Source organism: Siminovitchia terrae (genome assembly GCF_003605405.2).
Classification (GTDB): Bacteria; Bacillota; Bacilli; order Bacillales; family Bacillaceae_C; genus Siminovitchia; species Siminovitchia terrae.
This window is the reverse complement of the sequence record NZ_QYTW02000003.1, coordinates 127,616-154,491: the sequence shown is the minus strand read 5'-3', so window position 1 is coordinate 154,491 and position 26,876 is coordinate 127,616. Positions and strand designations below refer to the sequence as shown.

Annotated in this window: 22 protein-coding genes, 3 pseudogenes and 1 riboswitch; of the genes and pseudogenes, 21 read left to right on the top strand and 4 right to left on the bottom strand. The window is 39.7% G+C overall.

The window, feature by feature from the left end; translation table 11 throughout:
- The first annotated feature begins 133 nt into the window (after positions 1-133).
- The 12 genes from D5F11_RS05085 (at position 134) to D5F11_RS05040 (ending at position 12,972) form a co-directional block, all read left to right on the top strand.
- Positions 134-1,108: a polysaccharide deacetylase family protein gene (locus D5F11_RS05085; RefSeq protein ID WP_245998087.1), complete on the top strand. Its 975-nt coding sequence runs from the start codon at positions 134-136 to the stop codon at positions 1,106-1,108.
- Positions 1,109-1,654: 546 nt separating this feature from the next.
- On the top strand, positions 1,655-2,893 hold the full coding sequence (locus D5F11_RS05080; RefSeq protein ID WP_120115132.1) for a M16 family metallopeptidase: 1,239 nt from the start codon (positions 1,655-1,657) through the stop codon (positions 2,891-2,893).
- A 602-nt stretch (positions 2,894-3,495) separates the two neighbouring features.
- Positions 3,496-3,693: riboswitch (cobalamin riboswitch) on the top strand.
- 157 nt (positions 3,694-3,850) lie between these two features.
- On the top strand, positions 3,851-4,087 hold the full coding sequence (locus D5F11_RS05075) for a hypothetical protein (RefSeq protein WP_120115131.1): 237 nt from the start codon (positions 3,851-3,853) through the stop codon (positions 4,085-4,087).
- Positions 4,072-5,190 carry a citrate synthase gene (mmgD, locus tag D5F11_RS05070; RefSeq protein ID WP_120115130.1) on the top strand — a complete coding sequence of 373 codons (1,119 nt, stop codon included), beginning with the start codon at positions 4,072-4,074 and terminating at the stop codon, positions 5,188-5,190. Before D5F11_RS05075 ends, mmgD begins: the two co-directional genes overlap by 16 nt.
- Before the next feature lie 511 nt (positions 5,191-5,701).
- Positions 5,702-5,854 carry a hypothetical protein gene (locus D5F11_RS26000; protein WP_185830516.1) on the top strand — a complete coding sequence of 51 codons (153 nt, stop codon included), beginning with the start codon at positions 5,702-5,704 and terminating at the stop codon, positions 5,852-5,854.
- 187 nt (positions 5,855-6,041) lie between these two features.
- Positions 6,042-7,757: an acyl-CoA dehydrogenase family protein gene (locus D5F11_RS05065; RefSeq protein ID WP_120115129.1), complete on the top strand. Its 1,716-nt coding sequence runs from the start codon at positions 6,042-6,044 to the stop codon at positions 7,755-7,757.
- 15 nt (positions 7,758-7,772) lie between these two features.
- Entirely contained in the window at positions 7,773-8,657 is an 885-nt protein-coding gene (locus D5F11_RS05060; RefSeq protein WP_120115128.1) for an NAD(P)-dependent oxidoreductase, read from the top strand.
- Between the two features lie 18 nt (positions 8,658-8,675).
- The gene (locus D5F11_RS05055; RefSeq protein WP_120115127.1) at positions 8,676-10,133 is read left to right on the top strand and encodes a CoA-acylating methylmalonate-semialdehyde dehydrogenase; all 1,458 of its coding nucleotides are present in this window, start codon (positions 8,676-8,678) and stop codon (positions 10,131-10,133) included.
- 375 nt (positions 10,134-10,508) lie between these two features.
- On the top strand, positions 10,509-11,294 hold the full coding sequence (locus D5F11_RS05050) for an enoyl-CoA hydratase-related protein (RefSeq protein WP_120115125.1): 786 nt from the start codon (positions 10,509-10,511) through the stop codon (positions 11,292-11,294).
- A gap of 14 nt (positions 11,295-11,308) precedes the next feature.
- Positions 11,309-12,373, top strand: coding sequence for an enoyl-CoA hydratase/isomerase family protein (locus D5F11_RS05045; protein WP_120115124.1), 1,065 nt, complete (start codon positions 11,309-11,311; stop codon positions 12,371-12,373).
- A gap of 61 nt (positions 12,374-12,434) precedes the next feature.
- Positions 12,435-12,587, top strand: a complete 153-nt coding sequence (locus tag D5F11_RS25995; protein WP_185830515.1) for a hypothetical protein — start codon at positions 12,435-12,437, stop codon at positions 12,585-12,587.
- Between the two features lie 151 nt (positions 12,588-12,738).
- Entirely contained in the window at positions 12,739-12,972 is a 234-nt protein-coding gene (locus tag D5F11_RS05040) for a YlmC/YmxH family sporulation protein (protein ID WP_120115123.1), read from the top strand.
- A 500-nt stretch (positions 12,973-13,472) separates the two neighbouring features.
- Here D5F11_RS05040 and D5F11_RS27270 read toward each other — a convergent pair.
- Positions 13,473-13,805, bottom strand: a pseudogene (locus tag D5F11_RS27270) (transposase); the annotation flags it as partial.
- A 164-nt stretch (positions 13,806-13,969) separates the two neighbouring features.
- Positions 13,970-15,475 (bottom strand): adenosylmethionine decarboxylase, encoded by a 1,506-nt coding sequence (gene speD / locus D5F11_RS05030; protein ID WP_120115122.1) that lies wholly within the window; start codon positions 15,473-15,475, stop codon positions 13,970-13,972.
- A 473-nt stretch (positions 15,476-15,948) separates the two neighbouring features.
- On the opposite strand from speD, the pseudogene D5F11_RS05025 reads away from it, so the two are divergent.
- The 3 genes and pseudogenes from D5F11_RS05025 to D5F11_RS05015 all read left to right on the top strand — a co-directional run.
- A pseudogene (locus tag D5F11_RS05025) lies at positions 15,949-16,215 on the top strand (helix-turn-helix domain-containing protein); the annotation flags it as partial.
- 268 nt (positions 16,216-16,483) lie between these two features.
- Complete coding sequence (gene dpaA, locus D5F11_RS05020; protein WP_120115309.1) at positions 16,484-17,380, top strand: dipicolinic acid synthetase subunit A; 897 nt, start codon at positions 16,484-16,486, stop codon at positions 17,378-17,380.
- 4 nt (positions 17,381-17,384) lie between these two features.
- Positions 17,385-17,705 (top strand): annotated as a pseudogene (locus D5F11_RS05015) (dipicolinate synthase subunit B); the annotation flags it as partial.
- A 43-nt stretch (positions 17,706-17,748) separates the two neighbouring features.
- Here D5F11_RS05015 and D5F11_RS05010 read toward each other — a convergent pair.
- Positions 17,749-19,377: a recombinase family protein gene (locus tag D5F11_RS05010; protein ID WP_120119624.1), complete on the bottom strand. Its 1,629-nt coding sequence runs from the start codon at positions 19,375-19,377 to the stop codon at positions 17,749-17,751.
- A 224-nt stretch (positions 19,378-19,601) separates the two neighbouring features.
- Between D5F11_RS05010 and D5F11_RS25985 the strand changes: the two genes are divergently transcribed.
- Complete coding sequence (locus D5F11_RS25985; RefSeq protein ID WP_185830513.1) at positions 19,602-19,763, top strand: hypothetical protein; 162 nt, start codon at positions 19,602-19,604, stop codon at positions 19,761-19,763.
- Here D5F11_RS25985 and D5F11_RS05005 read toward each other — a convergent pair.
- Positions 19,760-20,326, bottom strand: a complete 567-nt coding sequence (locus D5F11_RS05005) for a manganese efflux pump MntP (RefSeq protein WP_120116083.1) — start codon at positions 20,324-20,326, stop codon at positions 19,760-19,762. The two genes, D5F11_RS25985 and D5F11_RS05005, sit on opposite strands and share 4 nt — an antisense overlap.
- Positions 20,327-21,200: 874 nt before the next feature.
- Between D5F11_RS05005 and D5F11_RS05000 the strand changes: the two genes are divergently transcribed.
- The 5 genes from D5F11_RS05000 to D5F11_RS04980 all read left to right on the top strand — a co-directional run bounded on the left by D5F11_RS05000 (position 21,201) and on the right by D5F11_RS04980 (position 26,445).
- The gene (locus tag D5F11_RS05000; RefSeq protein WP_120116084.1) at positions 21,201-21,980 is read left to right on the top strand and encodes an ABC transporter ATP-binding protein; all 780 of its coding nucleotides are present in this window, start codon (positions 21,201-21,203) and stop codon (positions 21,978-21,980) included.
- Positions 21,970-24,135, top strand: coding sequence for an ABC transporter permease (locus tag D5F11_RS04995; protein WP_120116085.1), 2,166 nt, complete (start codon positions 21,970-21,972; stop codon positions 24,133-24,135). Before D5F11_RS05000 ends, D5F11_RS04995 begins: the two co-directional genes overlap by 11 nt.
- A gap of 36 nt (positions 24,136-24,171) precedes the next feature.
- Positions 24,172-24,837, top strand: coding sequence for a response regulator transcription factor (locus D5F11_RS04990; RefSeq protein ID WP_120116086.1), 666 nt, complete (start codon positions 24,172-24,174; stop codon positions 24,835-24,837).
- Positions 24,838-24,845: 8 nt separating this feature from the next.
- A complete protein-coding gene (locus D5F11_RS04985) occupies positions 24,846-25,883 on the top strand; it encodes a sensor histidine kinase (RefSeq protein WP_120116087.1) in 1,038 nt (345 codons plus the stop codon).
- 85 nt (positions 25,884-25,968) lie between these two features.
- Complete coding sequence (locus tag D5F11_RS04980; RefSeq protein WP_120116088.1) at positions 25,969-26,445, top strand: hypothetical protein; 477 nt, start codon at positions 25,969-25,971, stop codon at positions 26,443-26,445.
- Positions 26,446-26,876: the final 431 nt, after the last annotated feature.

The window sequence follows — 26,876 nt, the reverse complement described above, 5'->3', positions numbered from 1 at the left end:
ACTGAAAAAAGCCAGGGTGATCCTGGCTTTTTTCAATAAATTACATACAACAATCAAACTAGAGCAAACCGGCTGGTTCTCTGTTCTACCTTGTCCATTATCCTCATAAAATTGGTTGAAGGAGGAAATGGGCGTGAAAAATACAAAACACTTGCCAGGATTGGGTCTTATTGCTATCCTAGCAATATTGATTGTCAATAATCCCTATACAACGGTCTATTTAGATGAGTTAGTGAATGGTTCACATCCAGTTAATTCCAGTCAGGATGCATTGTATGAACAGATTACCCATGCTGCGGAGAAATATGATGCAGCGCCTCAGGATGCGAAAATAGATAGGGTTTGGAAAGCAATGCCGGGATATAATGGCGTTAAAGTGGATATCAAAGCTTCCTATAAAAAGATGAAAGGCGGAGTCTTTGATGCCCGTAAGCTTGTTTTTAAGCAAATTCCTCCCAAAGCTCATTTAGAGGACTTGCCCCCGGCTCCCATCTATAGGGCTCATCCGGATAAGCCGATGGTCAGCTTCATGATTAATGTGGCCTGGGGAAATGAATATTTACCTAAAATGCTGACAACCCTGAAAAAGAATAACGTCCAGGCAACGTTCTTTTTGGAAGGCCGGTGGGTAAAGGAAAATCCTGACCTAGCAAAAATGATTTCTGCCGATGGGCACGAGATCGGAAATCATTCATACAGCCATCCAAAAATGGAAACGCTGGGAGATGCTAAAACACGGGAAGAATTATTGAAGACAAATGAAATCATAGAGGCTACTACAGGGGAGAAACCTGTATGGTTCGGACCGCCGAGCGGCGGCTTCCGGGACCACACTATTCTTATTGCGAATGAGTTGGACATGAAGACAGTCATGTGGACGGTAGATACGATTGATTGGCAAAAGCCTTCGCCCGAAACAATCATAGATCGTGTAATGACAAAGGTTAGTCCTGGGTCAATGATTTTGATGCATCCTACCGATTCTACAGCAAAAGCTCTTGATCAACTGATCAATCAGATAAGAGATAAGAATTTAAGGATTGGTACAGTCACAAAATTGATGGATGAAGAACACATCATTAAGATAGATCAGCAAATTGACAAATAAGCGCTGGCTACGTCTGTGTTTAACTTTATTCAGCAGAAATCTCCCACTTCTATAAGTGGTGAGATGAATGCCTATTGGTAATCCATTCAGTGGGGGTTCAAATCCCGGCTGAATAAAGTCAAAGCCTCCGGCGGATGCCACAGATTTTCAGAGGAAATTTATCGAGCGGAGCTCGATAAAATCTGGGCGCAAATACGCCAAGGCGCATTTGATTGAACAGACGTTTCCGCATGCTTGTCGTGGCTGGACAGGCGCATCCGCTTTTCTTAAATGTCTAGCTTCAGACGGCAGGGGCTCGAGGTCGCTTCGGTCAAACCATTAGAGTCACAGAACGACTTCTCTGGTTTGCCCTCCAGCGCTTGTCGCCCCTGGTCAGCCGTCTTCCGCTTTTCTTTATTGTCCAGCTGCAGCGCCTAGCCCCTCGAGGTCATAAGCCGCTTCCCTGTGGCGGCTGAAAAGCTGCCTCCTCGGGAATCGTCTTATGCTTGTCGTGGCTGGACAGGCGCATCCGCTTTTCTTTTTACACCATGAACAGGAGGAACTTCAGTGATTACAAAATATACATGCCAAAACGGGGTCAGAGTCGTTTTAGAGAATATACCTTCTGTCCGCTCTGTTGCCATTGGGATATGGGTTGGGACTGGATCAAGGGATGAACTGCCAGGTAATAATGGTATTTCCCATTTTCTTGAACATATGTTTTTTAAAGGAACAAATACAAGAAATGCTAAAGAGCTGGCTGAAGCATTTGACTCTATCGGCGGCCAGGTTAATGCTTTTACTTCAAAAGAATATACTTGCTATTATGCAAAGGTGTTGGACAACCATTCTCAGTATGCGCTTGAAATATTGGCTGATATGTTCTTCAACTCAACTTTTGCTGAGGATGAGTTGAATAAAGAGAAGAACGTAGTCGGTGAAGAAATAAAGATGTATGAGGATGCTCCGGATGACATCGTCCATGATCTGCTCAGCAAAGCAGCATTTGATAATCATCCTCTTGGCTATCCCATTTTGGGGACAGAGCAGACGTTGTCCACATTTACAGGCGATTTATTGAGGTCGTATGTAGAAGAGATGTATACCCCGGAAAAGATAGTCATATCCATTGCAGGAAATATTGACGAGTCTTTCATAAAAGAAGTTGAAAGTCTTTTTGGCTCATTTGACAGGAAAGGGCGACATCAAGCTGAAGCAAAGCCCGTTTTCAAGTCAAATCATGTCACAAGGCAGAAAGATACGGAACAGGCTCATTTATGTATCGGATTTGAGGGATTATCCATTGGTGATCCTGATATATATAGTTTAATTGTCATGAATAATATTTTTGGCGGAAGCATGTCGTCCCGTCTTTTTCAAGAAGTTCGCGAAGAGAGAGGACTAGCTTATTCCGTGTTTTCCTATCATTCCTCGTTTAAAGACAGCGGAATCGTCACCATTTACGGAGGAACAGGTGCCAATCAGATTGATGCCCTTTTTGAGACAATCAATAGTACGCTTGGCGAGTTAAAAAGGAACGGCATCACGGAAAAAGAGTTGAGGAACAGCAAAGAGCAGTTAAAAGGAAATTTAATGCTGGGCCTTGAAAGTACAAACAGCCGTATGAGCAGAAATGGGAAAAATGAATTATTGTTGAAACGCCACAAAACTTTGGACCAAATCATAGATGAAATTGATCGTGTCAGCATTCAAAGCGTAAACGATTTGGCAAATCGAATTTTTACTGATCAATATACGCTTGCATTGGTCAGTCCTGAGGAAAAATTATTATTGCAGTCAATTTAATCTGAACATCGGCTTGTAGAGAAAATGAAAGTTATTTCTCTACAAGCTTTTTTTGCTTTTGTGAAAAGATTGTCATCTGTGACAACGCCTCCTCGAGTGAGAATAACCAAGTGCTTGGATTTTTTTGAGCTTCGTTTGGCTTTTTTTAATTTGTAAAGTAATCTCCCTACAGTGGTTTATTGGTACCTGATCCCAAACATGGACTTAATGGTATTTTAAAAACGGGTGCACTATCCAGTAATGGTCAGGCAGTAGATTTTTCAAGATTGTTTGCCTATATTGGTCTGCTTTTGTAAGTTTGTGATATTTAACTTCATTCAGCAGAAATCTCCCACTTCTGTAAGTGGTGAGATGAATGCATATTTATATTCCATTCAGTGGGGGTTCAACCCCGGCTGAATAAAGTTAAAGCCTCTGGCGGATACCACAGATTTTCAGAGGAAATTTATCGAGCGGAGCTCGATAAAATCTAGGCGTAAATACGCCAAGGCGCTTTTGATTTTATCAATATCTCCTCAATAAATTTTCTAATGAAAATAAGTTCTTTATGAAATATTGTTGTAAATTTTTAGAAAAATTGATATATTGGATTTGTAAAATTAAATATGTGTGTAGAAACAGGTGCGGTGAAATTATATATTTTACCTGCTTAAAAGGGAAGCCGGTTAGATTCCGGCGCTGTCCCGCAACTGTAATTGGGAGTGATTCGAAAAGGCCACTGTTTCCTGTAAAAGGGAAATGGGAAGGTTCGAAGAGCGATGATCATAAGCCAGGAGACCTGCCTGTTTTAGCAAACATCAATACCTACGAGGATAGGGGGTGTTAAGTGCGGAATCAAAGTACATGTTTTTAATTAACATGTTTATTTAAGTATTCCTTCGTAACTTAACAACTTCTTGGAAGTTGTTTTTTTATTGGGGAAATTTTTAAAAGCCTCATTATTGGAGGAGAGCATCTTTGTTTAAAACAGTGGATGACTTTATTCATTCTTTCAAAACGTGCCTTATGAATAATTTCGCGTCAGGGCCATCATGTTCCATCCAAGAAAAACATGATCAGCTAATAGCAGAAATTAGAGCAAGTGAAGTGACACCGGAGGAAAAAGAAATTTGTCTGCAAAATGTAGAAAGGGCTTACAGGATGATAAAACAGGATCTATTTGGACGGGAGGAAGAAGAATGGAAACTGAAATAAATTATTTTCCAGGACTTGAAGGTGTTGTTGCGTCAGAAACGGACATATCTTTTTTAGATACCAATGCAAGCAAAATCATTATAAGAGGATACGATCTTATCCAACTATCCCAGAGTAAAGAGTATCTGGACATTGTTTATCTTTTGCTTGAGAACAAACTGCCGCTTGATTCAGAAAAAGCCGCTATTGCAGACATTCTTAAAAGTGAATATGAGATTCCTGCGGAAATATTAGATGTTTTTAAATTATTACCAAAAGAAACCCATCCAATGGACGGACTGAGGACAGGGATATCGTCGATTGCCGGCTTTGATGCCGAAATTGATGACCGTTCCATTTCAGCCAATAAAAAACGTGCCTATCGGCTACTGGGGAAAGTCCCAAACATTGTAGCCAATAGCTATCGCATCATCAACGGCAAAGAGCCGATTCAGCCTCTTAATGAATTATCCTATAGTTCCAACTTCTTTTACATGCTTACAGGGAGAAGGCCTTCTCCGCTGGAAGAAAAAATATTTGATCTTTCGCTCGTTTTATATAGTGAGCATGAAATGCCGAACTCTACTTTCACAGCAAGAGTCATCGCTTCCACACAATCAGATTTATACGGTGCCCTGACTGGTGCAGTTGCATCTTTAAAAGGAAACTTGCATGGCGGTGCGAATGAAGCGGTCATGTATATGCTGAATGAGGCTGAGACAGTTTCCGGCTTCGAGGAAATGCTACAGAAAAAGCTTTATAACAAAGAAAAAATCATGGGGTTTGGACACCGTGTTTACATGAAAAAGATGGACCCGAGAGCTCTTATGCTGAAAGAAGCACTCAAGCAGCTTTCAGATTTGAAAGGGGACAACCTTCTGTTGCAAATGTGTGAAGCCGGGGAAAAGGTGATGGAAAGAGAAAAAGGGCTTTATCCGAATCTGGATTATTACGCGGCACCTGTTTACTGGATGCTTGGCATTGACATTCCGTTATATACGCCAATTTTCTTCAGTTCCAGGACTGTTGGTCTATGTGCTCATGTCATAGAGCAGCATGCCAATAATCGCCTTTATCGGCCACGCGTGAACTATACTGGAGGGCGTCACGCAAGTTTAAGCTAAAAGGAATGATTATATCGGTTAAAAATCACGAGATAAAAGCATTGGATACAGCTCGTTATGCTTTGCTTGATGTACTTGGATGTGGAAAAACCGCACGGAAACAGTCCCAGATCCAAGGGTTGACAGTTAATAGAGAAGATGAAAGTTGTCGAAATTAAGCAACATCGTTTTGATGGCCTCATTCTGAGCAAGCGCTCAATCGGAAATGCGGTCAGCTATTTACTGAAAAAATCGGACCTCAGTCATTAGTGCACTGCTACAAAGATGTAGCAGAACATTCTTACCAGAAGAAATAAATTTTATAGGAGAAAAGGGGACCCTTTTCTTTTCTCCAATGCCAAACACAACATGAATAGCATAAGAAGAAGGCGGTCACATGTATCATCGGCAAAATAGTTAGCAGATCTGATACGGAATAGGGGACCGTCTTTATTTATTCGAAGATAAGAAAGCATAAGTTTTTAGGTTTAACTTCATTCAGCAGAAGTCTACCACATTTGTAAGTGGTGAGATGAACGCCTATTGGTATTCCATTCAGTGGGGGTTCAAACCCCGGCTGAATAAAGTTAAAGCCTCCGGCGAATGCTACAGATTTTCAGAGGAAATTTATCGAGCGGAGCTTGATAAAATCTGGGCGCAAATACGCCAAGGCGCATTTGATTAATTTGAACTAAGTGTATTGTTGTCTAACTCCAGCGCCTAGCCCTGCAAGGATTAAGCCGCTTCTCTGTGGTGGCTGAAGAACTGCCTCCTCGGGAATCGTCTTGTTTCTCCGCGCTGACCAAGGCGCTTGCGCTTTTCTTAGAGATTAGACAGGATACGACTAACGGACCATACAGGGAGGGGCCGGTATGGAAAAAATAAAGTACGGGTTTACGCAGGATCCATTTCTACTAAATAATGATAGAATCGCTCGTCTTTTTACTCCTGAAGACTTTCAAGCAGAAGAAACGCTTATCGCTAAGACGGCAGAGCTATTCATTAAACAGGATGTCACACCCAGTGTCCCAGCGATTGAAGAGCAAAGGCATGAGGTAACTCGAAAATTATTTCAAAAAGCAGGGGAACTGGGGCTGCTCGCTATTGAAGTACCGGAAGCTTATGGCGGGCTTGGACTCAATAAGAAAATTTCGGGAATTGTTGCGGAAGGCTTGGGCTTTGGCGGATCATTCAGCGTCTCCTATAATATTCATGCTGGAGTCGGCACATTGCCTTATGTGTATTTTGGAAATGAGGAGCAAAAGCAGGAATACCTGCCAAAGCTGGTTTCAGGAGAGTGGATTGGAGCCTATGCCCTGACAGAATCAGATGCGGGTTCAGATGCTCTTCGTCCAAAAACGAATGCCGTTTTAAATGAGGCTGGAACAGCGTGGGTGTTAAATGGGGAAAAGCAATGGATCACGAATGCTCAGCTGGCTGATGTTTTTGTCGTTTTTGCCAAAACGGACGAGGGAATAACGGCATTCATTGTAGAGCGTTCCTATAAAGGTGTGTCTGTAGGGCCGGAAGAGGAAAAGATGGGCATTAAAGGCTCTTCCACAGCTACGTTAATTTTAGAGGACGTAGCAGTTCCGAAGAAAAATGTTCTTGGAGAAGTGGGGAAGGGCCACAAAGTTGCGATGAATATCTTAAATATGGCTCGCCTTAAACTGGCTTTCTCAAATATAGGGACCTCCAAGCAAGCACTCCAACTGGCTGTAAATTATGGGAAAGAACGCAAGCAATTCAATACGTTTTTAGTCGACTTCACAATGATTCAGGAAAAACTCGCCAATATGTCGGTAGCGATTTATGGTGCAGAAAGTGTTGCTTATCGCACCGCAGGGGAAATGGATGATGTCATCGATTCAATCGAAAAGGATGATATCACCAATAAAATCTCGGATTTTGCTCTGGAATGCGCACTCAATAAAGTCCACTGCTCAGAAATACTGGGGAAAATTGTGGATGAAGCTGTGCAAATCCATGGAGGATATGGGTACATGCAAGATTATGAAGTAGAACGATTATACCGTGACGCAAGGATTAGCCGCATTTTTGAGGGAACAAATGAAATTAATCGGTTAACCATTTCGAAAATCTTATTAAAGAAATACTCCGAGAATGCGCTTTCTGACAGTTTCTCATCATCCTATCAGCAATTGGAAAGAAATCATCAATACATGCAGCTATCTAAGCATCTATTGAACATAACATTACAAACGATTTCAAATTTGCAGATCAATTTGGAACTTGAGCAGGAATATATGCGTTTGTTGGCTGACATGGTCAAGGATGTTTACGTGATGGAATCAGCCTTGCTGAGAACAGAAAAGGGCCGTAAGAAAAATGGTGCAGCAAATGAAGAAAAGAATCTTTTGATGACAGACGTCCTGTGTGAAGAAGGCTACCGAAAAGTAGAAGAATATGCAATCGAGATCATTTCAGCGGCTGAACCAGATGAAAAAAAGCGAAAAATACAATTGGATAAAATTCGGCACTTGTCCATTCCGCTTTATCAAAATCTCTTTATGAAAAAAAGAGAAATTGCGAAGCATATGATAAATAATCCGAGAACTATTAAATGAAAGGTGTGAAACAGAATGAAAAAAAATATTGGATTTATTGGTCTCGGGAATATGGGGTTTCCCATGTCCAAGAATTTACTAGAATCTGGCTTTACCGTTTATGGAGTAGATCTAAATAAAGAGGCAGAAGCTAAATTTGAACGTTTGGGAGGCATCATTGGCGTTTCCATTTCAAATCTTATAAGGCTCTGCGACGCCATTTTCACAAGCCTGCCATCGACCGAAGCAGTTGAAGCGATTTATCTAGGTAAAGAGGGGATCGTTGAAAACAGTCAGTCAGGCACCGTGCTGATCGACACAAGTACTGTCGCTCCCGACTTGAATCAAAAAATTGAAAAAGCTGCAATCAATAAAGGAATGTACTTTTTAGCGGCTCCTGTCAGCGGAGGGGTCGTTGGGGCAGTCAATAAAACTTTAACTTTTATGGTAGGCGGCTCTAAACAAGCATTCGAACGTTCCCTTCCGCTGTTTGATGCTCTTGGAGAAAATATCTTTCATGTTAGTGAAAGCGTAGATAGCGGAACGGCTGTGAAGCTGATAAACAATCTGCTGATCGGATTTTATACAGCAGGGGTCGGTGAAGCACTGAATTTAGCTCAAAAAAGTAATCTCGATCTGGAGAAATTATTCGATATGTTAAATGTCAGCTATGGGCAGAGCCGAATCTATGAACGAAATTATAAAACCTTCATAGCAAATGATAACTATGAGCCAGGTTTTGCCTTAAAGCTATTAAGGAAAGATCTTGGATTTGCGTTAGATCTGGCTGAAAAAAAACAGCTGGATTTACCAATCAGCAAGGTCCTGTTTGAAATGTATGAAAAGGCAGAGAAGAGTGGGCTAGGAGAAAAGGATATGGCGGTTGTTTATAAACAAATCAATGCAACTTCTATTTTATAAGAAAAGGAGATTGAGAAGATGATTACAACTTATGTTCAAAAATTACAGAACCATATTAATGGAGAGTGGGTCAATTCGTCTAGTACAGAGACAGAACCTGTGCCGAATCCGGCAAGCGGGAAGCTGCTTGCAAATGTTCCTTTATCCGGAAAAAAAGATATCGACCTCGCTGTACAGGCTGCCGCATGTGCCTACCCGCAGTGGGCTGAAACGCCTGTTCCAAACCGTTCACGCCTTCTATATAAATACCTGCAACTTTTGCAGGAAGAAAAAGAAAATCTGGCTCAAGTCATTACAATGGAAAACGGCAAAACAATAAAGGATGCCCTCGGAGAAGTGCAGCGTGGTATTGAAGTAGTAGAGCTTGCGACCTCAACGCCAAATTTAATGATGGGCGAAGCACTGCCGAATATTGCAGAGGGTATTGATGGCTCCATTTGGCGTTATCCGCTTGGAGTTGTTGCAGGGATTACACCGTTCAATTTCCCGATGATGGTACCCCTTTGGATGTTCCCTCTCGCGATTGCATGCGGAAACACATTTGTCCTGAAAGCATCAGAGAGGACCCCTATTTTAGCAGGAAAGCTTGTGGAACTTTTCTATGAGTCTGGCTTTCCAAAAGGTGTCTTAAATTTAGTGCATGGCGGAAAAGAGGCAGTCAATGGTTTGCTAGAACATCCTGAAATTCAGGCCATTTCCTTTGTAGGTTCAGAACCCGTTGCGAAGCACATCTACCAAACAGGCACTGCTCATGGAAAAAGGGTTCAGGCACTTGCAGGAGCAAAGAACCATGCTGTTGTGATGCCTGACTGTAACCTGGAAAAGACAGTGCAAGGTGTCATCGGAGCAGCATTCGGAAGCAGCGGCGAACGTTGTATGGCTTGTTCAGTTGTAGCAGTAGTGGAAGAGATTGCGGATGAATTCATGGAAGCTCTTGTTGCAGAGACGCGAAAGTTAAAAGTGGGGGATGGGCGTTCTGAAGAAAACTTTGTCGGCCCCTTAATCCGTGATGTCCATAAGAGCCGGGTTTTGCAGTACATTGCTACAGGTGTTGCAGAAGGTGCTTCTTTATTGGTCGATGGAAGAGACACAGAAACGGATGAAGAGGGGTATTATGTGGGCGCAACAATCTTTGACCATGTAAAACCGGATATGAAAATCTGGCAAGATGAAATATTTGCACCCGTACTAAGCGTGGTAAGAGTGAACAATCTGGAAGACGGTATCAACCTTACGAATCAATCCAGATTCGCAAATGGAGCCGTGATCTATACGGGAAGCGGTAAAAATGCACGGATTTTTCGGGAAAAAATTGATGCCGGCATGATTGGTGTTAATGTAAATGTCCCGGCTCCGATGGCCTTTTTCTCTTTTGCAGGGAATAAAGCCTCATTCTTCGGTGATCTTGGAACAAATGGAAAGGATGGTGTGCAGTTTTACACACGTAAAAAAGTTGTGACGGAACGCTGGTTTTAACTTCATTCAGCAGAAATCTCCCACTTCTGTAAGTAGTGAGATGAATCCATATTGGTATTCCATTCAGTGGGAGTTCAAACCCCGGCTGAATAAAGTTAAAGCCTCCGGCGGGTGCCACAGATTTTCAGAGGAAAATTTATCGAGCGGAGCTCGATAAAATCTGGGCGCAAATACGCCAAGGCGCATTTGATAGATTGCCTGTTTTTCATAAAGCTTTTTTGGGACAGGGAGACTTACAGGTGAAGCCGAGGAGATGCGGAATCCTCCCTGTCTCATAAAAAGCAAGTGCCGTGAGCGGAAATCAACGAGAAGAATTTCAAAGAATAACAATAGTTTATGCCCCAATGATCAATCTTTCAAAGGAGGAAAAGCAAAATGATAGGTACATTTGCGAATGTAAGCAAGGAAGGTTCAATCCAGATCATCAAAGTGGATCATCCCCCAGCAAACACGTTATCATCAGCGTGTATTGATAACCTGCGCTCCATTTTTCAGGAACTGGCAGAAGACGAGGAAACAAGAGCTATCATCCTTACCGGTTCCGGTCGATTTTTTGTAGCTGGAGCCGATATTAAGGAATTTGTTTCTGCCTTTGGACACCAGGAGAAGGCATTGAAAATGGCTGAAGCGGGGCAAGCGATTTGTGATGAGATCGAAGCCATGAAAAAGCCTGTTATTGCGGCCATTAATGGTCCTGCCCTTGGCGGAGGGCTGGAGCTGGCATTAAGCTGCCATTATCGGATTGCTTCAAATCAAGCAGTTCTTGGATTACCGGAATTAAAGCTCGGATTGCTTCCAACATTCGGCGGTACACAACGGCTTAGCAGAATTACAAATCCAGCGACGGCATTAAACTTAATTTTAACAAGCAAACAATTGAACCCTGACGAGGCACTGCAGCTAGGCATTATTCAAATGGTAACAGATCCGGAAGAGCTTCTTCCAGTGGCAAAGACTATTGCACAATCCTTCATTGACGGAAAGAGTATGACAAGTGTATTACGCACAATTGAGTGTGTGATTCAGGGAACGAAAGAAAATCTTCAATCAGGGCTTGAAAGGGAACGAACGCGATTTGCTGAACTATTTTTAACGGAAGATGCCAAAGAAGGAGTTCAGGCATTTATTGAAAAAAGAGAGCCGCAATTTAAACACTCTTAAGAGGGGGATTCAGTATGGAAAGCGAAGTATTACTTTCGGTTAGTGACGGTGGGGTGGCCTTTATTACGCTTAATCGCCCAAAAGCCTTAAATTCTCTTTCTTATGAGATGCTGAAGCTGATTGGTGAGAAATTAAAAGAATGGGAGGCAAATGACCATATCCAAGTCATTGTCTTAAAAGGAGAAGGGGAGAAGGGGTTTTGTGCGGGCGGTGATATCAAAGCGCTTTATAAAGCCAGTACCAGCGAGGAATCGTTAGAAAAAGCAGAAACTTTTTTTGAAATGGAATATAAAGTGGACATGGCCATCTATTCCTATCCCAAACCGATTATCGCCTGCCTGGATGGCATTGTCATGGGGGGCGGAATAGGCTTATCCTATGGTGCCACCCACCGGATCGTTACGGAACGCACGAAATGGGCCATGCCGGAAATGAATATTGGTTTCTTTCCGGATGTTGGAGCTGCTTATTTCTTAAATAAAGCACCAGGATTTGTTGGCCGCTACTTAGCATTAACAGCATCAGTCATCCCGGCCGCGGACGTCCTTTTTGCGAATGCTGCCGATCGTTACATGGACAGCGTCAAACTGCCAGAGTTTCTTGATCGCGTTGCACAGATAAATTGGCAAGGGCAGGATGTGAATGGGGATTTAAACAAACTATTAACTGAATTCTCAAGTTGTCCATTGGAGAAAGGGGATCTTGCTGCCATGCAAACTGAAATCGATAAACACTTTTCACATTGCACAGTGGAGGAGATTTTCGCATCACTAGAGAAAGATCCGAGCGAATTTGCGTCAAGAACAAAGGAAATTCTTATGTCCAAATCACCATCTTCATTAAAAATTACGTTAAAGCAGCTAATAGATGGAGAAGCAAAAACAGCAGAGGAGTGTTTTGCCACTGATCTTATCCTGGCAAAAAACTTTTTGCGGCATGAAGACTTCTTCGAAGGTGTGCGGTCCGTCGTGATCGATAAGGATCGAAATCCTCAGTATATCTATAAAACATTATCCGATTTTTCCGATCGAGATGTGGAAAAATTCTTTCAAGATAGCAGTGTAATTTATAAAGAGTGATGGGTTTGGCGGTTTTTTTAACTTTATTCAGCAGAAATCTCCCACTTCTATAAGTGGTGGGATGAATGCCTATTGGTATTCCATTCAGTGGGGGTTCAAACCCCGGCTGAATAAAGTCAAAGCCTCCGGCGGATGCCACAGATTTTCAGAGGAAATTTATCGAGCGGAGCTCGATAAAATCTGGTCGCAAATACGCCAAGGCGCATTTGATTGAAAAATCGCTTTTTATCCACGCCCTTCATTTCAAAAGTTATGTAAAAGGGGCTGAAATAATCTGTACCTTTTATTAAAAGGGGTTTTCCATTCTAAATCTTGGCAACCGGCTATATATTGTACAAAGGGTAGGATTAATAAGGAGGCGCACTATGCGATTAAGCGAGCTGGGCGGCAAAGAAATCGTAGACTTTAAAAAGGCCGAGCGAATGGGGGTCCTCGGACAGACTGATCTTGAGATCAACAGCAGTACAGGTGAGATTAACCACTTGATTATTCCCACTGGAAAATGGATTAGAAAAAATGGAGGAGAAATCAGGGTACCTTGGAGAAATATTAGAACAATTGGGACAGACATGATTATACTGGAAGTTCCTGATCAGTAGCATTCCCTTTTGGAATATCCCACTCCACCCAAAAGTGGAGGCTGGATATTACCTTTTTTTCTAAGTGTTCATAACTCTTTATCACATAATTTCGCGTTGAATTGCGATGGACGGGAAAGCTAAGTGACGGGACGTACCAACGGTGCCATCGGCGTAAGGATCAATCAATCGCTGATAAGGCAAACGACACCCACTTCATGCAGTACTCTTGCCTGTCTTTTCTGTTATGCATCAAAGATGGTAACCTCAAGTTATCTAAGAGAGAAAACGCATGTTAATTTGGGTTTGTCAAATAAAGTGTGTAAGTACACTTTACTCAAGGTATTTTAACTTCATTCAGCAGAAATCTCCCACTTCTATAAGTGGTGAGATGAATGCCTATTGGTAATCCATTCAGTCGGCTGAATAAAGTCAAAGCCTCCGGCGGATGCCACAGATTTTCAGAGGAAATTTATCGAGCGGAGCTCGATAAAATCTGGGCACAAATAACCCAAGGCGCATTTTATCAGGGCATTCTCGTTAGGGAATGCTCCTTTTTTGATCATTTTCCTAAAGCTGGAATGGATGCATTCCACGGCATTAGTAGTATACATGATTTTACGAATGGCGCTGCTTGACGTGGTGAAAATTCCTCTCCCATACGTCAATAGCTCCTGGATAGGTCGTCCATTTTGTTTGGAAACCTTTCTCTTAATGCCTGTGTGAGAGTCCTTGCTTGGAACGTATCTTATGCAATTGCGGATCAAATAGACGACGCAGCGCTGCACGATGATTAGAGGAAAAATAGCCATGGCACCTTCAAATCCACTGACTCCAACCATGGAAAGAAAATATCTTCTACGCCTATTATCTGTTTCCTTTTCATTTTTGTCATTAGATTCATAGCCCAGTTGATTTCCATTTCACCTTTAGCATGGCCTCTAACATTGGGCCGAATATATCTTTCAGATCACTCTGCTTTCGCTTTAAGGGCTTATGGGCCAGTCCCTCATTTTTTCTATTTACCTCGATGCACGTAATGCTGTGTAGCATTTCCAGCATTAAATTGCTCAGTAATATATTGAACAGCCTCATGTAGAGCCAGTTTACTGCTACATGTAAAAATATCGATTGCTGCGTAACCGAACTCTGGCCACGTGTGAATCGTTAAATGTGACTCTTGAATGATGACTACACCGCTAACCCCATAAGGTGAAAAATGATGGAAATGTTCGGTCACAATCGTTGCCTTTGCTTTATGTGCAGCTTGACACATTATCGTTTTAATTTGTTGCACGTCATTGAGCAATGCAACATCACAATCATGTAGCTCTAATAAAATATGATGTCCTAATACGTGCTGGAATTGTGTTTTTCGTACTGCTCTCTTAATTTGTGAAAACTTTTTATTTTCGCAAATCGGACAACCACTAGATTGAAGTTGAACAATCGTGGTGTATTGATGACCAGCGCCGACTGTAAGTGAGTGCTGACAATTGATACACTGATAAACAACTGATTTCCGCTCAATTTCTCCTGTGTAAATTGGTCGCATAAATTTACGCTGATTAGGAATGTAGGAAGTCATTTGCTCTGTTGTTTGTAATACGAATAATGAGCTTGTAGCACCTAAAATCTGCGCACCTTCATAGGTGTTTATATCGTATTTAATACTGTCAATCACGAAGCCCATAGCATGTAAGCTTTGCTGTAGCTCCCACTGCTTTTGATAGCTACGCTTAGCGTAGGAGAAAAACACATGCCGCATAGCTTCTGGCTTTAGTGCGTTAATTGCACGTGATAAAAAAAGCTGTGCGCCAATCAATGTATACGGTGTATCTGTGTATACACAATCAAAATGTTGGGTGTATGTTTTAGGCAAGGGCTCCTGAACGTTATAATAATCTGTTTTAATCGGGAGCTCATAATCTTTAGCTATTTTACTAATTGTATATAAAACTCGACTATCAATATCTAATACAACAATTTTAGTTGTAGAATGTGGAGAGATTTTCTTTAGTAAAAATGCTAGTGCAATACTGATGAAATCATCATCGCCTAAACACAAAATACGCTTATTGAGTAGCATCGTATAGTCTAATGCGAGCAATGCACGTTTTAAGGCTGTCTCAACTGTACATTTTGCTTGATCAATCGCCACGTCAGCTGTGGGTCTAGCGTCATAAATAGTGCTTAATTCGCTTATATTTTGTGTAATCCATTCTGTACGAAATGCATCATCTGTCGTTAATTGAAGATAGAGCTTAGCATCAGCACCTGAGAGTTGAAAATATTGCGAGATGGCAAGCTGGCCTTTTTTCGTTAAGCTATGTTTGCCCCATCCTCGCTTAGCAAATTCTTTCTTCATTGCTGAAACGATAGGTATTGGTAAGCCTGTCGTATGAGCTAAAGATTTAGTGGTGCAATTTTTATGGAAATATAAATCAAGTAGAGCCTTTTCTAATGTGAGATAATGTTCTTCAAGCTGCATATCAGCTGTAATTTGTTGTAATTGTTTTTGCATTGTAGATTCGTCCTCTCAATTTTAATAGGAAAAAATTAAAATTGTCTAAATCAACGAATAGAAAAAGCGCGACTAAAATTAGTCGCGCCAGATGTTTATACGAAGATGACTAATTCTAATCTTGCTTTTTTTGCACAACAAATAACACCCAGGATGGGTGGTTGTTCGACAAAATTAAGCTATTACGTTGATTCAGATTAGAATGCTACAATTGACAAAAAGTTCACCCTTTAAAAAAATAGTAACTCAACTATATAATAGATATCAAAATTTCGCAAGTTTTACCATTCAACTGTGAATACTCACGACTTCATTGTGTAGATAAATCGGCTTTTGTTTAGCTATGTTAGTCAACCAACATCTATTAAAATCAAAAGCTTTTTAAACACTTCTATACAATGTATGATCTCATACAAATGTTAAAATAGTATAGAGGTGTCGGTCTATCAAAGCAATGAAGTGAGGAGAGTCCAATGCTGCGGCACAAAGCCTGCAAGTTTCGTATCTATCCAACGAAAGAACAAGAAATCTTCATCGCTAAAACCATCGGTTGTTCAAGATTTGTCTATAACCATTTTCTTCATCGTTGGAATATGGCGTATGTAAAAATTGGAAAAGGTTTGTCCTATGAGGCTTGTTCTGCTTTACTTCCTCAAATGAAAAGGGAAGAAGCCACTTGCTGGCGGAAAGAAGTCGATAGCACGGCCCTTCAATCCTCTTTAAAAAATCTGGGGGATAGCTTGATCCATAAGAGAAACCGCTGTTGGTAAAGAAATATGCCAACAAATATGCTCTCTTCCCGAGAATCTCGTTACTTTGGTCAGGAGAGGTTCAATAAATCATCGCTTGGATTAATTCAATATTTGCTCGAAAAGGCTCTTGCATTAAGAACAAAATTTACTTTTCTTTTTAGAGTGCAGGAAATCATCCAAGCACTCTATTTTTATGCAATCATACAATAAGGTGGCAAAGGGTTCAGCAGGAGCGAAAGAAGGTGATGGATCTTTGATGTTGACGGATATGCAGATTGTGGTCATGGGCGGAGATGCAAGACAGTTGGAAATCATTAAAAAGCTGGCAGAACTGGATGCAAAAATATACCTTGCTGGCTTTGAACAATTAGAACAGCCCTTTTCCGGAGCGGTGAAAGAGAGGCTTCATGACCTGAATTTTTCAAATATAGACGCGATTATTTTACCTGTTCCCGGAACGAGCTTGGAAGGAGAAGTAGAAACGATATTCTCCAGTGAAAAAATTGTGTTAACAGAAGAAATCCTGCAACAGACACCATCGTATTGCACTGTCTATTCAGGAATCAGCAACCAGTATTTGGATAATATCATAAAAAAATCAAAACGAAAGCTCATCAATCTCTTTGAAAGAGACGATGTGGCCATTTATAATTCGATCCCCACTGTTGAAGGAACGATAATGATGGCCATACAAAATACGGACATAACTATCCATCAGTCATCCATAGCCGTACTCGGACTGGGGAGAGTTGGAATGAGTGTTGCTCGGACCTTTTCTTTGTTGGGAGCTAAAGTAAAGGTTGGGGCAAGAAAGAGCAAACATATTGCCAGGATAACCGAAATGGGGTTGCAGCCATTTTATTTAAATGATCTTGGGAATGAAGTGAATGATATAGATATTTGTATTAATACTGTACCTTATCCAATAGTCAACGCCGCCGTTATTGCCCAAATGCCTTCACATACCTTAATCATTGATTTGGCCTCTAAGCCTGGTGGCACAGACTTCCGCTATGCAGAGAAGCGAGGCATCAAAGCACTTCTTGCGCCCGGCTTGCCGGGAATTGTTGCACCTAAAACAGCGGGACAAATTTTGGCGAATGTACTATCACAATTGCTGGGAGAAGAGCTGGAAAGCCGAAAGGGGAAATAAAAAAATGAGTTTAAAAGGTAAGCGAATCGGTTTCGGTTTAACTGGGTCGCATTGTACCTATGATGCTGTTATTCCGGAAATTGAAAAGCTGGCGGGTGCTGGAGCGGAAGTTGTTCCTGTCGTCACTTATACTGTCAAAAGCACAGATACGAAGTTTGGAGAGAGCGATGATTGGATTGCCAGGATTGAACATACAGCAGGACGAAGAGTCATAGATTCGATTGTGGATGCGGAGCCGCTCGGACCGAAAGAGCCACTTGACTGTATGGTGATCGCCCCGTTGACCGGAAATTCAATGAGTAAATTTGCCAATGCATTAACCGACAGATGAGTGTTAATCTCATGTTATTAAAAAAAGAAACCGCATGTCAATTGGGTTTTGACAATACGGTACTTTTTAGATAAGGCTCGATTTGGTGGGTTGCAGGCCTTGAACCGCTCCCTTTTTTAACGATTTCTATAAAAATATGGCTGAATACACTATGCAACAATTTGTTTTTATTTAATTCACTGGTCGTGTTCTCATATGCTTGCAAAACAGAATTTAAATTTCTTTTTATTACGCTTGGATCAAATTCCTCGTTCTCATTCTCTTTTTGATCCTCAACATTAATCTTTGCAAGTTCTTCTAACTCTTTATCAATTTCCGCTTTTCTCTCAAGAAATCTCTCATCAGAATAGACTCCTGTCTCATGTTTCTCATAAATAAATTTCATACGCCTATCTAATTCCTCGCGTCTGGATTTAATACGCTTAATAATATCCTCTTTGGAGTCGATAGGCTTTTCTTTGATTACAATCTTTTCAACTTGTGATTTTAATAAAGAGGGATTCAGGTCTTTTAAAATTTTTAGAGTTTCAAGTATGTCTTCCTCAACCGGTTTATATTTAACATAGGTGCATCCGACTGTTCCGCAAAACAAAAATTCATTTTCATAATAACTTACGCTGCCGTCTTTCTTAATATAAGTCCTTTCGCTAGCTCTTCTTATAAATTTCTTGCCGCATTTCTTACAAATGCACAATCCTGCTAATCTATTTGGTTCAAAATCGAGCTTTGTATGTGTCGGGATGTCCCGGTTATTGATTCTATATTGGACTTTGCTCCATATCTCCATATCAATAATAGCGGGGTGGGCCTTTTCTACTACAATATGTTCTTCCTCTGGGCGGGGAACCTTTTTTCCATTCGATAAAGTTTGCCTAGTATTTTGCCGCAGCGTGCCAATATATCGATCGTGTGAAAGAAACTCTTTCAAAAAAGGAGGGGACCAATTGTCTTTACCAGTTGGAGTTTTTATGCCAATTCGCTTTAAATAGGTCGCCAGCGCACGAAATTGAACTAATTTTCTTTTTCCGTTATTTAAAATAATCCCGTTTGCGTAATAATCAAAAATGGCCCGTACTATCCCTGCCTCTTCCTCATTAATTATTAATCTTCCTGTAGCAGGGCTGTAATCAAACCCAAATGGAGGTGGTCCTGAAACCCACTTTCCTTCTAATGCAGCGTTATAACGACCTCCATTAAGTCGCTCCTTTGTTGATTCAAACTCTTCCCTGGATAAAAACAATTCAAAGCGAATGTGCCGCAAGTCTGCTGGGTTTGTGGGATCATAAATCTTCGAGGGCGTGATGATGTAGATTCGCTTCTCGATAATCAAGTCATAAATAGTCCCCATATCTGTATAAGATCCTCTTCCCATACGAGATATTTCTTTTACAGCAATTGCTTCATATTTCTCGTTTTTTAAATCACGTATAACTTGCATAAAAACTGGGCGGGTTGAAATTTTGTCTCCAGATCCTATTTCCGAAACTTGATTATAAGGGATTCTATATTCATTTAGTACTCGATCCATCAGTTGTTTTTGCTCATGTAGTGTATCTTCGCCTGTTTTCTTTTCTCGCTCTTCGTCTTGTCTAGACCTCCGTAAATAATTAATAATGTTTTTAATCCCAAATTGATCAATTAGTTTTTTACGTGCCGACAAAAGCATAGAGCTCCTTCCTTATTTTTAGTGTCACTTTTTTTATGGTGTATCTAACTAAAATCATATCGGTTAACCTTTATAAATAGAATAAAATTTATTGTTTATTTTAAAAAAACATTTTAACTTCATTCAGCAGAAATCTCCTACTTCTATAAGTGGTGAGATGAATGCAAATTGGTATTCCATTCAGTGGGGGTTCAAACCCCGGCTGAATAAAGTCAAAGCCTCCGGTGGATGCTACAGATTTTCAGAGGAAATTTATCGAGCTTAAGCTCGATAAAATCTGGGCGCAAATACGCCAAGGCGCATTTGATTTAATAAAATTCCACGGAAAAGAGACGGTACTCTGCAAAATAACACATTCCATTATGACCTATTCGTTTGCATATTAATAAATTTGTTTAATCCCAATTATAATTAGCAGTAATCCAGCCACAAAGGATGAATGTTTTCCAAGCCGCCTTACAATTATCTTGGCCCCAAATAAATTACCGAACCAGATTAATAGATATCCCCAAACAGTAATACTTAAAGCAATCCACCACATGTTTGCCATATCAGCCAAACCCACTCCAAGACCACTAAAAGCATTAGAAATTGAAAGTCCTAATCCCAAATAAATTCCCATACGAAGGTTAGGTCTCTGAAGTTTTAATTCTTTTTTTTGGGTTGTATAAGGATGTATATAATTAGAATATAAAATAAAACATCCAAGTGAAGAAAGAACAATACAAGAGGAGATTGCACCAAATTGATAAGGAGTAATTTGAGAAAGGGATTTTCCTGCATACGTACCAATTAAAGCACTTATAAATCCAATCACATTGACAATAAAATTAACCCTATGGGGGAAATGAACTTTCTCTATTCCGTAAGCCATTCCGATACTGGAATTATCTAAATTAGCACCAATACCAACTAAATTAATCATGATAATAGTCGATAGGAAGTCCAACTAAAAATATCCTCCTTCATATAAAAAATTCCTGTCTTCATATGAAATGCAAAACATTAAACAAAAGTTTGGACACCATTTATAATTGGTTAGAAGCTGATTCTCGCAAATTCCTTAAAAAACTTGTCATTTTAACTTCATTCAGCAGAAATCTCCCACTTCTATAAGTGGTGAGATGTATGCATATTGGTATTCCATTCAGTGGGGGTTCAAACCCCCCGGCTGAATAAAGTCAAAGCCTCCGGCGGATGCCACAGATTTTCAGAGGAAATTTATCGAGCTTAAGCTCGATAAAATCTGGGCGCAAATACGCCAAGGCGCATTTGATTTCATGATATTCACAAGAAGCCCACCAAATGAATCATATATTCTGTAATAGGTAATTTTTATACTTCTGTACACCCATTCAAAGGTATTTTATGTTGTTTCAAAATATTAGGTTAGCCTATATCATTATCATCACTATATAGTCAAGATTGGATTACAATCTATCATCACCGCCTTCGGGGTTTGTCAATGCTAGTGGTATTTGGGCTATTAAGTTATTAGCATACTTCGAAGTCCAAGACATTAACATAGCAAAAGCCAAACATAGTAGTAAGGGCATCAGTTAGACAAACTTGTCTAACTGATGCCCTTTATTACAGAGAATATTTATTATGAAAGGTCATTGCTGGCATACGTGATGATCTTCAATAATGAACTATTGGGGTGCAATATATATAGTGATTCAAATTTTTCAAATCAACATCATTCATTTTTCCTTACATCATTTGTAAGTGTTTCTAGTCTTTTATACTGATTATAATGTGTATAGCTCAATTCGGTCGATTATAACTTCGGAAAGTCATAATAAGAAAAGGAGTGTTATACAGTGATCAGGCAAGGAAAATTACTGGAAGTTCAAGACTTACAAAAAATCTACGGTAAGAAAAACAATATAACAAAAGCTTTAAACGGTGTTAGCTTTGATATTCTCCCAGGAGAATTCTTAGGAATAATGGGGCCAAGTGGATCTGGTAAAACGACATTATTAAACTGCATTGCAACAATAATAAAACCAACATCTGGGCGTGTACTTCTAAATGGTAAAAACATCAGTGCTTTTAACAGTAAGGATTTAGCTGAATATCGCGGTAGTCGAATTGGATATTTGTTTCAAGACTTTGCACTGCTGGATAATTTAACTGGACAAGAAAATATCCTATTACCATTATCTATTTATGGGGTGGATTTTGTAAAAGCAAAAGCTAAATTAGATGAGCTGGCAGGTTTTTTTGAAATTACAGATATCCTTCATAAATTCCCATCTCAGATGTCTGGGGGACAAAAGCAAAGGGTAGCTGCTGGACGTAGTTTGATTTCTGATCCAGACATCGTTCTTGCCGATGAACCGACAGGAGCATTGGACACACGTTCTGCAAGAACATTAATGAATAAGTTGGAAGGTATTAATAGAAGTAGTGGAAGAACTATTTTAATGGTCAGCCACGATCCTAATGCAGCAAGTTTTTGCTCAAGAATCCTTTTTATTCAAGATGGTGTTATCTTTCATGAGTTGCGTCGCAAACATGATGAGTCACAAGAGACATTTTATGAAAGAATTTTGCAGTTACTAGCTCAGCTTGGGGGAGGAAGCGCAAATGTTCTCTAGGCTGATTTATCGTAATGCTAAACGAAGTCGTAAGGAGAATTTAATCTATTTTGCAACACTTGTAACAGCAGTAGCCTCATTTTATATCATTCTTTCACTGGGGAGACAAGATGTTATTTTATTCTTAAGGGAGTTTGAGAGTGATTCGATCGATAAACTTTTAGCTCAGATGCCCATTGTGTATCTATTTGCATTATTTTTATTGTTTTTCTTGATTTTATTTGCTAATCAGTATCAATTAAATCGGAGAAGCAAAGAGTTTGGGCTTTATCTCATGTTAGGAATGCGCAAGGAACGCCTTGTTCTTCAACTTTTAGCAGAGGGGTTCATTACTTCTATTTTGGCACTCATTGGAGGCATTTTAATAGGCGGATTTTTAGCAGAAATCATCAGTTTGACGGTTTCTAAATTAGTTGGACAGGGAATTATTGGTCATCAAATAAGCTTGTCGGTAGGTGCGATTTTCTTTACCATAATCGGTTTTTTATTCATCCAGTTGATAGCATTAGTCATTCTTGGCGGAAGATTATTTAATCAAGAGGTCCATCAATTACTTTATGAGCAAATGGATAAGAAACAGGATATGGGTCATGTTAAAGGCAACGTACTCCATATGTTAGTAGGTTCTGTCTTGCTAGGCGTTGCCTATTGGATTGTTTTATATCGTTTGATGGACTTTGCAGGACTGCTTCTGTTTGTGGCATTGGCTCTGGGAAGTTTAGGAACGATCCTTTTTATGAAAGGATTTGCAAAATTACTAGGCTTGTTGGCAAGCATGTTTAAGCATAAGTCTACTAAAGATCTTCACACATTTACATTAAGGCAGTTTCAAGAGAACATAACTAATAAATCTACTTCTGTTGCTGTCACATCGATTCTCATCACGTTGTCGATCATTTTGATCGCAAATGGTGCTTCAACTATTATAGGATTTGAAAGTGCCTTTAGTAGGCATTCCTCGATATATGATTTTACTGTTAATGGGGATAATCAAAAGGTTGAACAATTTCTTACTTCAGAAAAAATGGTACCATATGTAGAGGACTTAAACCTACTAGAAATTGGGGAAATGAAATATCAGGATGAACGTGGGGAAGACGACTTGCCTTTATCGTTGGTAGAATGGTCTGAATTAAGAGAGCAACTCATTAGGGCTCTGCCAAACAACTACAAAGAGCAAATTTTATCTGGAGAAATGCAGGGCTATGATATCAGTTCGGAAAACCCTGAAGCACTTAATCTGTTTGGAATTCTAGAGATAGATGCAACAACACCTTATCTCATTCCTGAATCATCTTATAATGGACTTTTAGAAGCGATAGGAGAAAAACCACTGAATCTACATTCAAATGAAATTGCTTTATATTTTAATCCGGATTTTATGCCTACGGATAATCTAGACAGCATGCCTGTACTTGATAGTATTCTTGAAAAGGCTGCAAAAGAAGGGCAAAGTTTGATGAGCATTAATGATCAGGAAGTATTGATACGCCCATCAATTCCAATGAGAGGATTAGTAGCAGACAGTTCCGTAGAAATTCATTCAGCATTTATCGTCCCCGATCATATGTTTGAACCATTATTAGATACGGAAACCTATGCGTTATATTGGAATTTTCGTATCCCACAAAAGATGCAAGATCAGCAAGGTTTAATGAAACCAATGATGGAGGCTAGAGACTTATTAAAGTCTTCAGGCTTCGAGTTTGAAAGTTATTTACAAAACTTTGGGCGTCAACTCTTCTATGTTGTTGCTGGAAGTTATACGGTCTTATATATGGGATTCTTATTCTTGATGATTGCTTGTACGGTATTAGCTTTACAATTTTTGACACAGATGAAGCAGACTGGCGGGCGCTATGTAACGCTTTCCATGTTAGGGGCAAAACGTCATCAAATGAAAAAATCGATGCGTAGACAGGTGTTGTGGACCTTTCTGTTACCTATGTCTCTTGCGTGTGTGAGTGGTGCTGTTGGGATAAGGGCGATGATTGTATTTGTTATGATTCGCATCGAAGACAATGCGTTACTGTATCCTATCACCTTTACCTTTGCATGTATAGTTATCGTATTTTTGGTGATTTATGGAATAGCGGTTGCCCGAGCAGCAGATCATGAGATCGATAAATTGCGCTGGAAGCCGAATATAGATTAAGGAACCGTTACATTTCACATCGAAGGAGGTGCTGAATTGGCGAGAATTACAATTGTCGAAGATGATTCAATGATGAGAGAAGAGTTAATGGATATATTGCAAAAAGAAGGGTTTGAAGTGAGGGCAATTGCAGACTTCCATGATATTGTTGCTCAAATTGCCACTTCGGCACCAGACCTAGTTTTATTAGACATCAATTTACCGGAACAGTCAGGATTTGAAATATGCAAAAGTCTAAAATTAAAAGGAATGGGTCCCATATTGATTCTTACATCTAGAGATAAGTTACAGGATGAATTACACGGTCTTCATTTAGGTGCAGATGATTATCTCACAAAACCATGCAATCGAGATCGATTATTGGCGCGCATTCAGAACCTGCTTAGAAGATTTGAAGGACAACTAGGCCTGATAGATGGGGGCAGTTTTTCGCTAGACCCAAATACTTTTACTTTGTATAAGGGATCGCAATCGTTATCATTATCAGCTAATGAAGGAAAAATTTTATTGGCTTTAGTACAGAATAAACCTGAGGTTGTATCCAAGTCAACACTAAGTGATCTTTTATGGGGAACAGACCAATATATAGACGAAAATGCACTTCAAGTAAATCTCACTCGCTTGCGAAAAACATTGCGACAATTAAACTTGGAAAGTCAAATTGAAACAATAAGGGGTAAAGGTTATCGACTTAGGGGGTAAGTGAAGCCATGAAATGGTTAAAGCAAATCTATGATTGTTTGTATGCTTATAAACAATGGTTTCTTATGTTGGTGGCTACAAGTCTCCTATTTAGTTTTTTAGCTTGGTTAGCTTATCCTGAAACGTTTAATGTTTTAGTAGGACTCATGATTGTTTTTACTCTAGCCATGGTATCGTTGTCTGTATTCATCATCAATAAAAAGCAAAAGATAATAGAAGCTGCTTTCCAAGATTTTTTGTTAGAACCGAATGAGGCGAACGAAGAACGATTATGCCGGGTATCTCCTAAGACACATTGGTCATATATCCGAAGTATGGGGGGTATCATAAGGTCGTATCAGTCGGAACTTAATGATCAAGTCATTGAGTTGACCGATTATGAAAACTATATAGAAGGGTGGGTTCATGAAATTAAAAAGCCTCTGTCATTGATGACACTGGTATTAGATAACCGCAGTGACGAAATGTCTCCCCTTGTTAGAAAGCGTATGCTTCATATTAGAGATCAAATGCTTGGAGACGTAGAGAGAATTTTGTATTTTGCAAGACTTGGGGCTGTTCATAAAGATTATATTTTTGAGTCTATAAGCTTACTAGCAGTTTGTAAACAGACAATTGAAGACCATCAAACACTACTAGATGAATCCGGTTTTCAAATACAGTTCATAGGTGAAGATATGGAAATTTTATCTGATTGCAAGGGACTAGCTTTTATATTAGAACAACTAATCTTTAATAGTACGAAATATGTTGTACAAAATCAGGATAATCCCATTCTGAAGTTTGAAATGGTTTATGATGAAGTGAGTGAACAAACCATTTTACATATTAGTGATAATGGACCTGGTGTATCTGAAGAAGATCTGCCATTTATTTTTGACAAGGGTTTTACTGGAGGGCGAGGTACTTATACAAGACAAGCAACGGGCATGGGACTCTTTTTAGTAAGCAAGATGGCTAATGATTTAGCCATTCAGTTGGATGCAAAATCAGAGCTTGATTCGGGGTTGACTATATCGCTAATATTTCCACATGTGAAACAATAAGCTACCAACCGCACATAATGAGATAATGCTTAGATCATGAGAAGATGGAAAAGCACCACCAATACAAAAAGGGGGAGGTGTAAAGTTGAAAAAACGCTTTATAGTTTTTCTCAGATTGTGTTTAGGTTGGTTGATTATACTATTCACTTACCTACTGACATATTCCGTAGCTTTCTTGATTGGTTGGAATGTAAAGCATGTTTTGGGTATTTTATTGATAATTTTCCCCTATACAGTTGGGGCATTGTATTATTCAGCCTTCTGTAAAGGGAACAGCAAAACTTTTTATGCGTTAAGTTTTTTGGTTCCTTGTATTGCAGAGAAAATTTCGATATATTTGACAAGTGCATTTATTTATGACATTAACCCTTTGTATATTGGAAGTGTCATGCAAAGAATTGTTGACGAAGGGTCGAAGATAAGGTCTGGTATTGACGGTATTTTAGGCTATTTCCCTAATGCTGTTTCATTCTTTAGTTGGGGTTATGTGTTAGAAGGGTTACTACTATCTGTAATTTTGACAATATTCCTAATTAAATATCAAAGGATTGTGACTGATTGAACTTCGTTCGATGTGATGTTAAACCCAGAGCTTTTTATTGCAAGTGTAGGAGGAGAGTATATTATACTTAGATAAACTATACTAGGGAAGATTATGCCTACTTATTGAAACGGTTTCAAGTTATTCAACCAATTATAATTATTGGATTTATAGAGGCATTTTTTGCAGCAGGAGGGTGTGGAGGCGTCCCAATGTTTCCATCAGCCGCACGCGTCTTTTCTGACTTCTGGTTGTGTTCCTATGTATTTGAATGGTTAAATTCACTTCTTCATAGATTTAACACTAGCTTTAGTTATTGCAATACTTGTTGTTAGTACTATCAGGAATGCTTGGCATTTTTTAGTGCCATTTATATATAAACGTGAACTAAAGGTTATATTCATGGGGGAAGGTGAGGATGATTACCGTTTCCTTGTTGAGACAACTTCTCC

Bases quoted from the DNA above. Each gene is read 5' to 3' on its own strand.
- D5F11_RS05050 (WP_120115125.1), top strand. From the start codon at position 10,509: ATGATAGGTACATTTGCGAATGTAAGCAAGGAAGGTTCAATCCAGATC.
- D5F11_RS05010 (WP_120119624.1), bottom strand. From the start codon at position 19,377: ATGCTTTTGTCGGCACGTAAAAAACTAATTGATCAATTTGGGATTAAA.
- D5F11_RS04985 (WP_120116087.1), top strand. From the start codon at position 24,846: ATGAAATGGTTAAAGCAAATCTATGATTGTTTGTATGCTTATAAACAA.
- D5F11_RS05055 (WP_120115127.1), top strand. From the start codon at position 8,676: ATGATTACAACTTATGTTCAAAAATTACAGAACCATATTAATGGAGAG.
- D5F11_RS05040 (WP_120115123.1), top strand. From the start codon at position 12,739: ATGCGATTAAGCGAGCTGGGCGGCAAAGAAATCGTAGACTTTAAAAAG.
- D5F11_RS25995 (WP_185830515.1), top strand. From the start codon at position 12,435: ATGAATGCCTATTGGTATTCCATTCAGTGGGGGTTCAAACCCCGGCTG.
- dpaA (WP_120115309.1), top strand. From the start codon at position 16,484: ATGTTGACGGATATGCAGATTGTGGTCATGGGCGGAGATGCAAGACAG.
- D5F11_RS05060 (WP_120115128.1), top strand. From the start codon at position 7,773: ATGAAAAAAAATATTGGATTTATTGGTCTCGGGAATATGGGGTTTCCC.
- D5F11_RS04995 (WP_120116085.1), top strand. From the start codon at position 21,970: ATGTTCTCTAGGCTGATTTATCGTAATGCTAAACGAAGTCGTAAGGAG.
- D5F11_RS05065 (WP_120115129.1), top strand. From the start codon at position 6,042: ATGGAAAAAATAAAGTACGGGTTTACGCAGGATCCATTTCTACTAAAT.
- speD (WP_120115122.1), bottom strand. From the start codon at position 15,475: ATGCAAAAACAATTACAACAAATTACAGCTGATATGCAGCTTGAAGAA.
- D5F11_RS05045 (WP_120115124.1), top strand. From the start codon at position 11,309: ATGGAAAGCGAAGTATTACTTTCGGTTAGTGACGGTGGGGTGGCCTTT.
- D5F11_RS26000 (WP_185830516.1), top strand. From the start codon at position 5,702: ATGAACGCCTATTGGTATTCCATTCAGTGGGGGTTCAAACCCCGGCTG.
- mmgD (WP_120115130.1), top strand. From the start codon at position 4,072: ATGGAAACTGAAATAAATTATTTTCCAGGACTTGAAGGTGTTGTTGCG.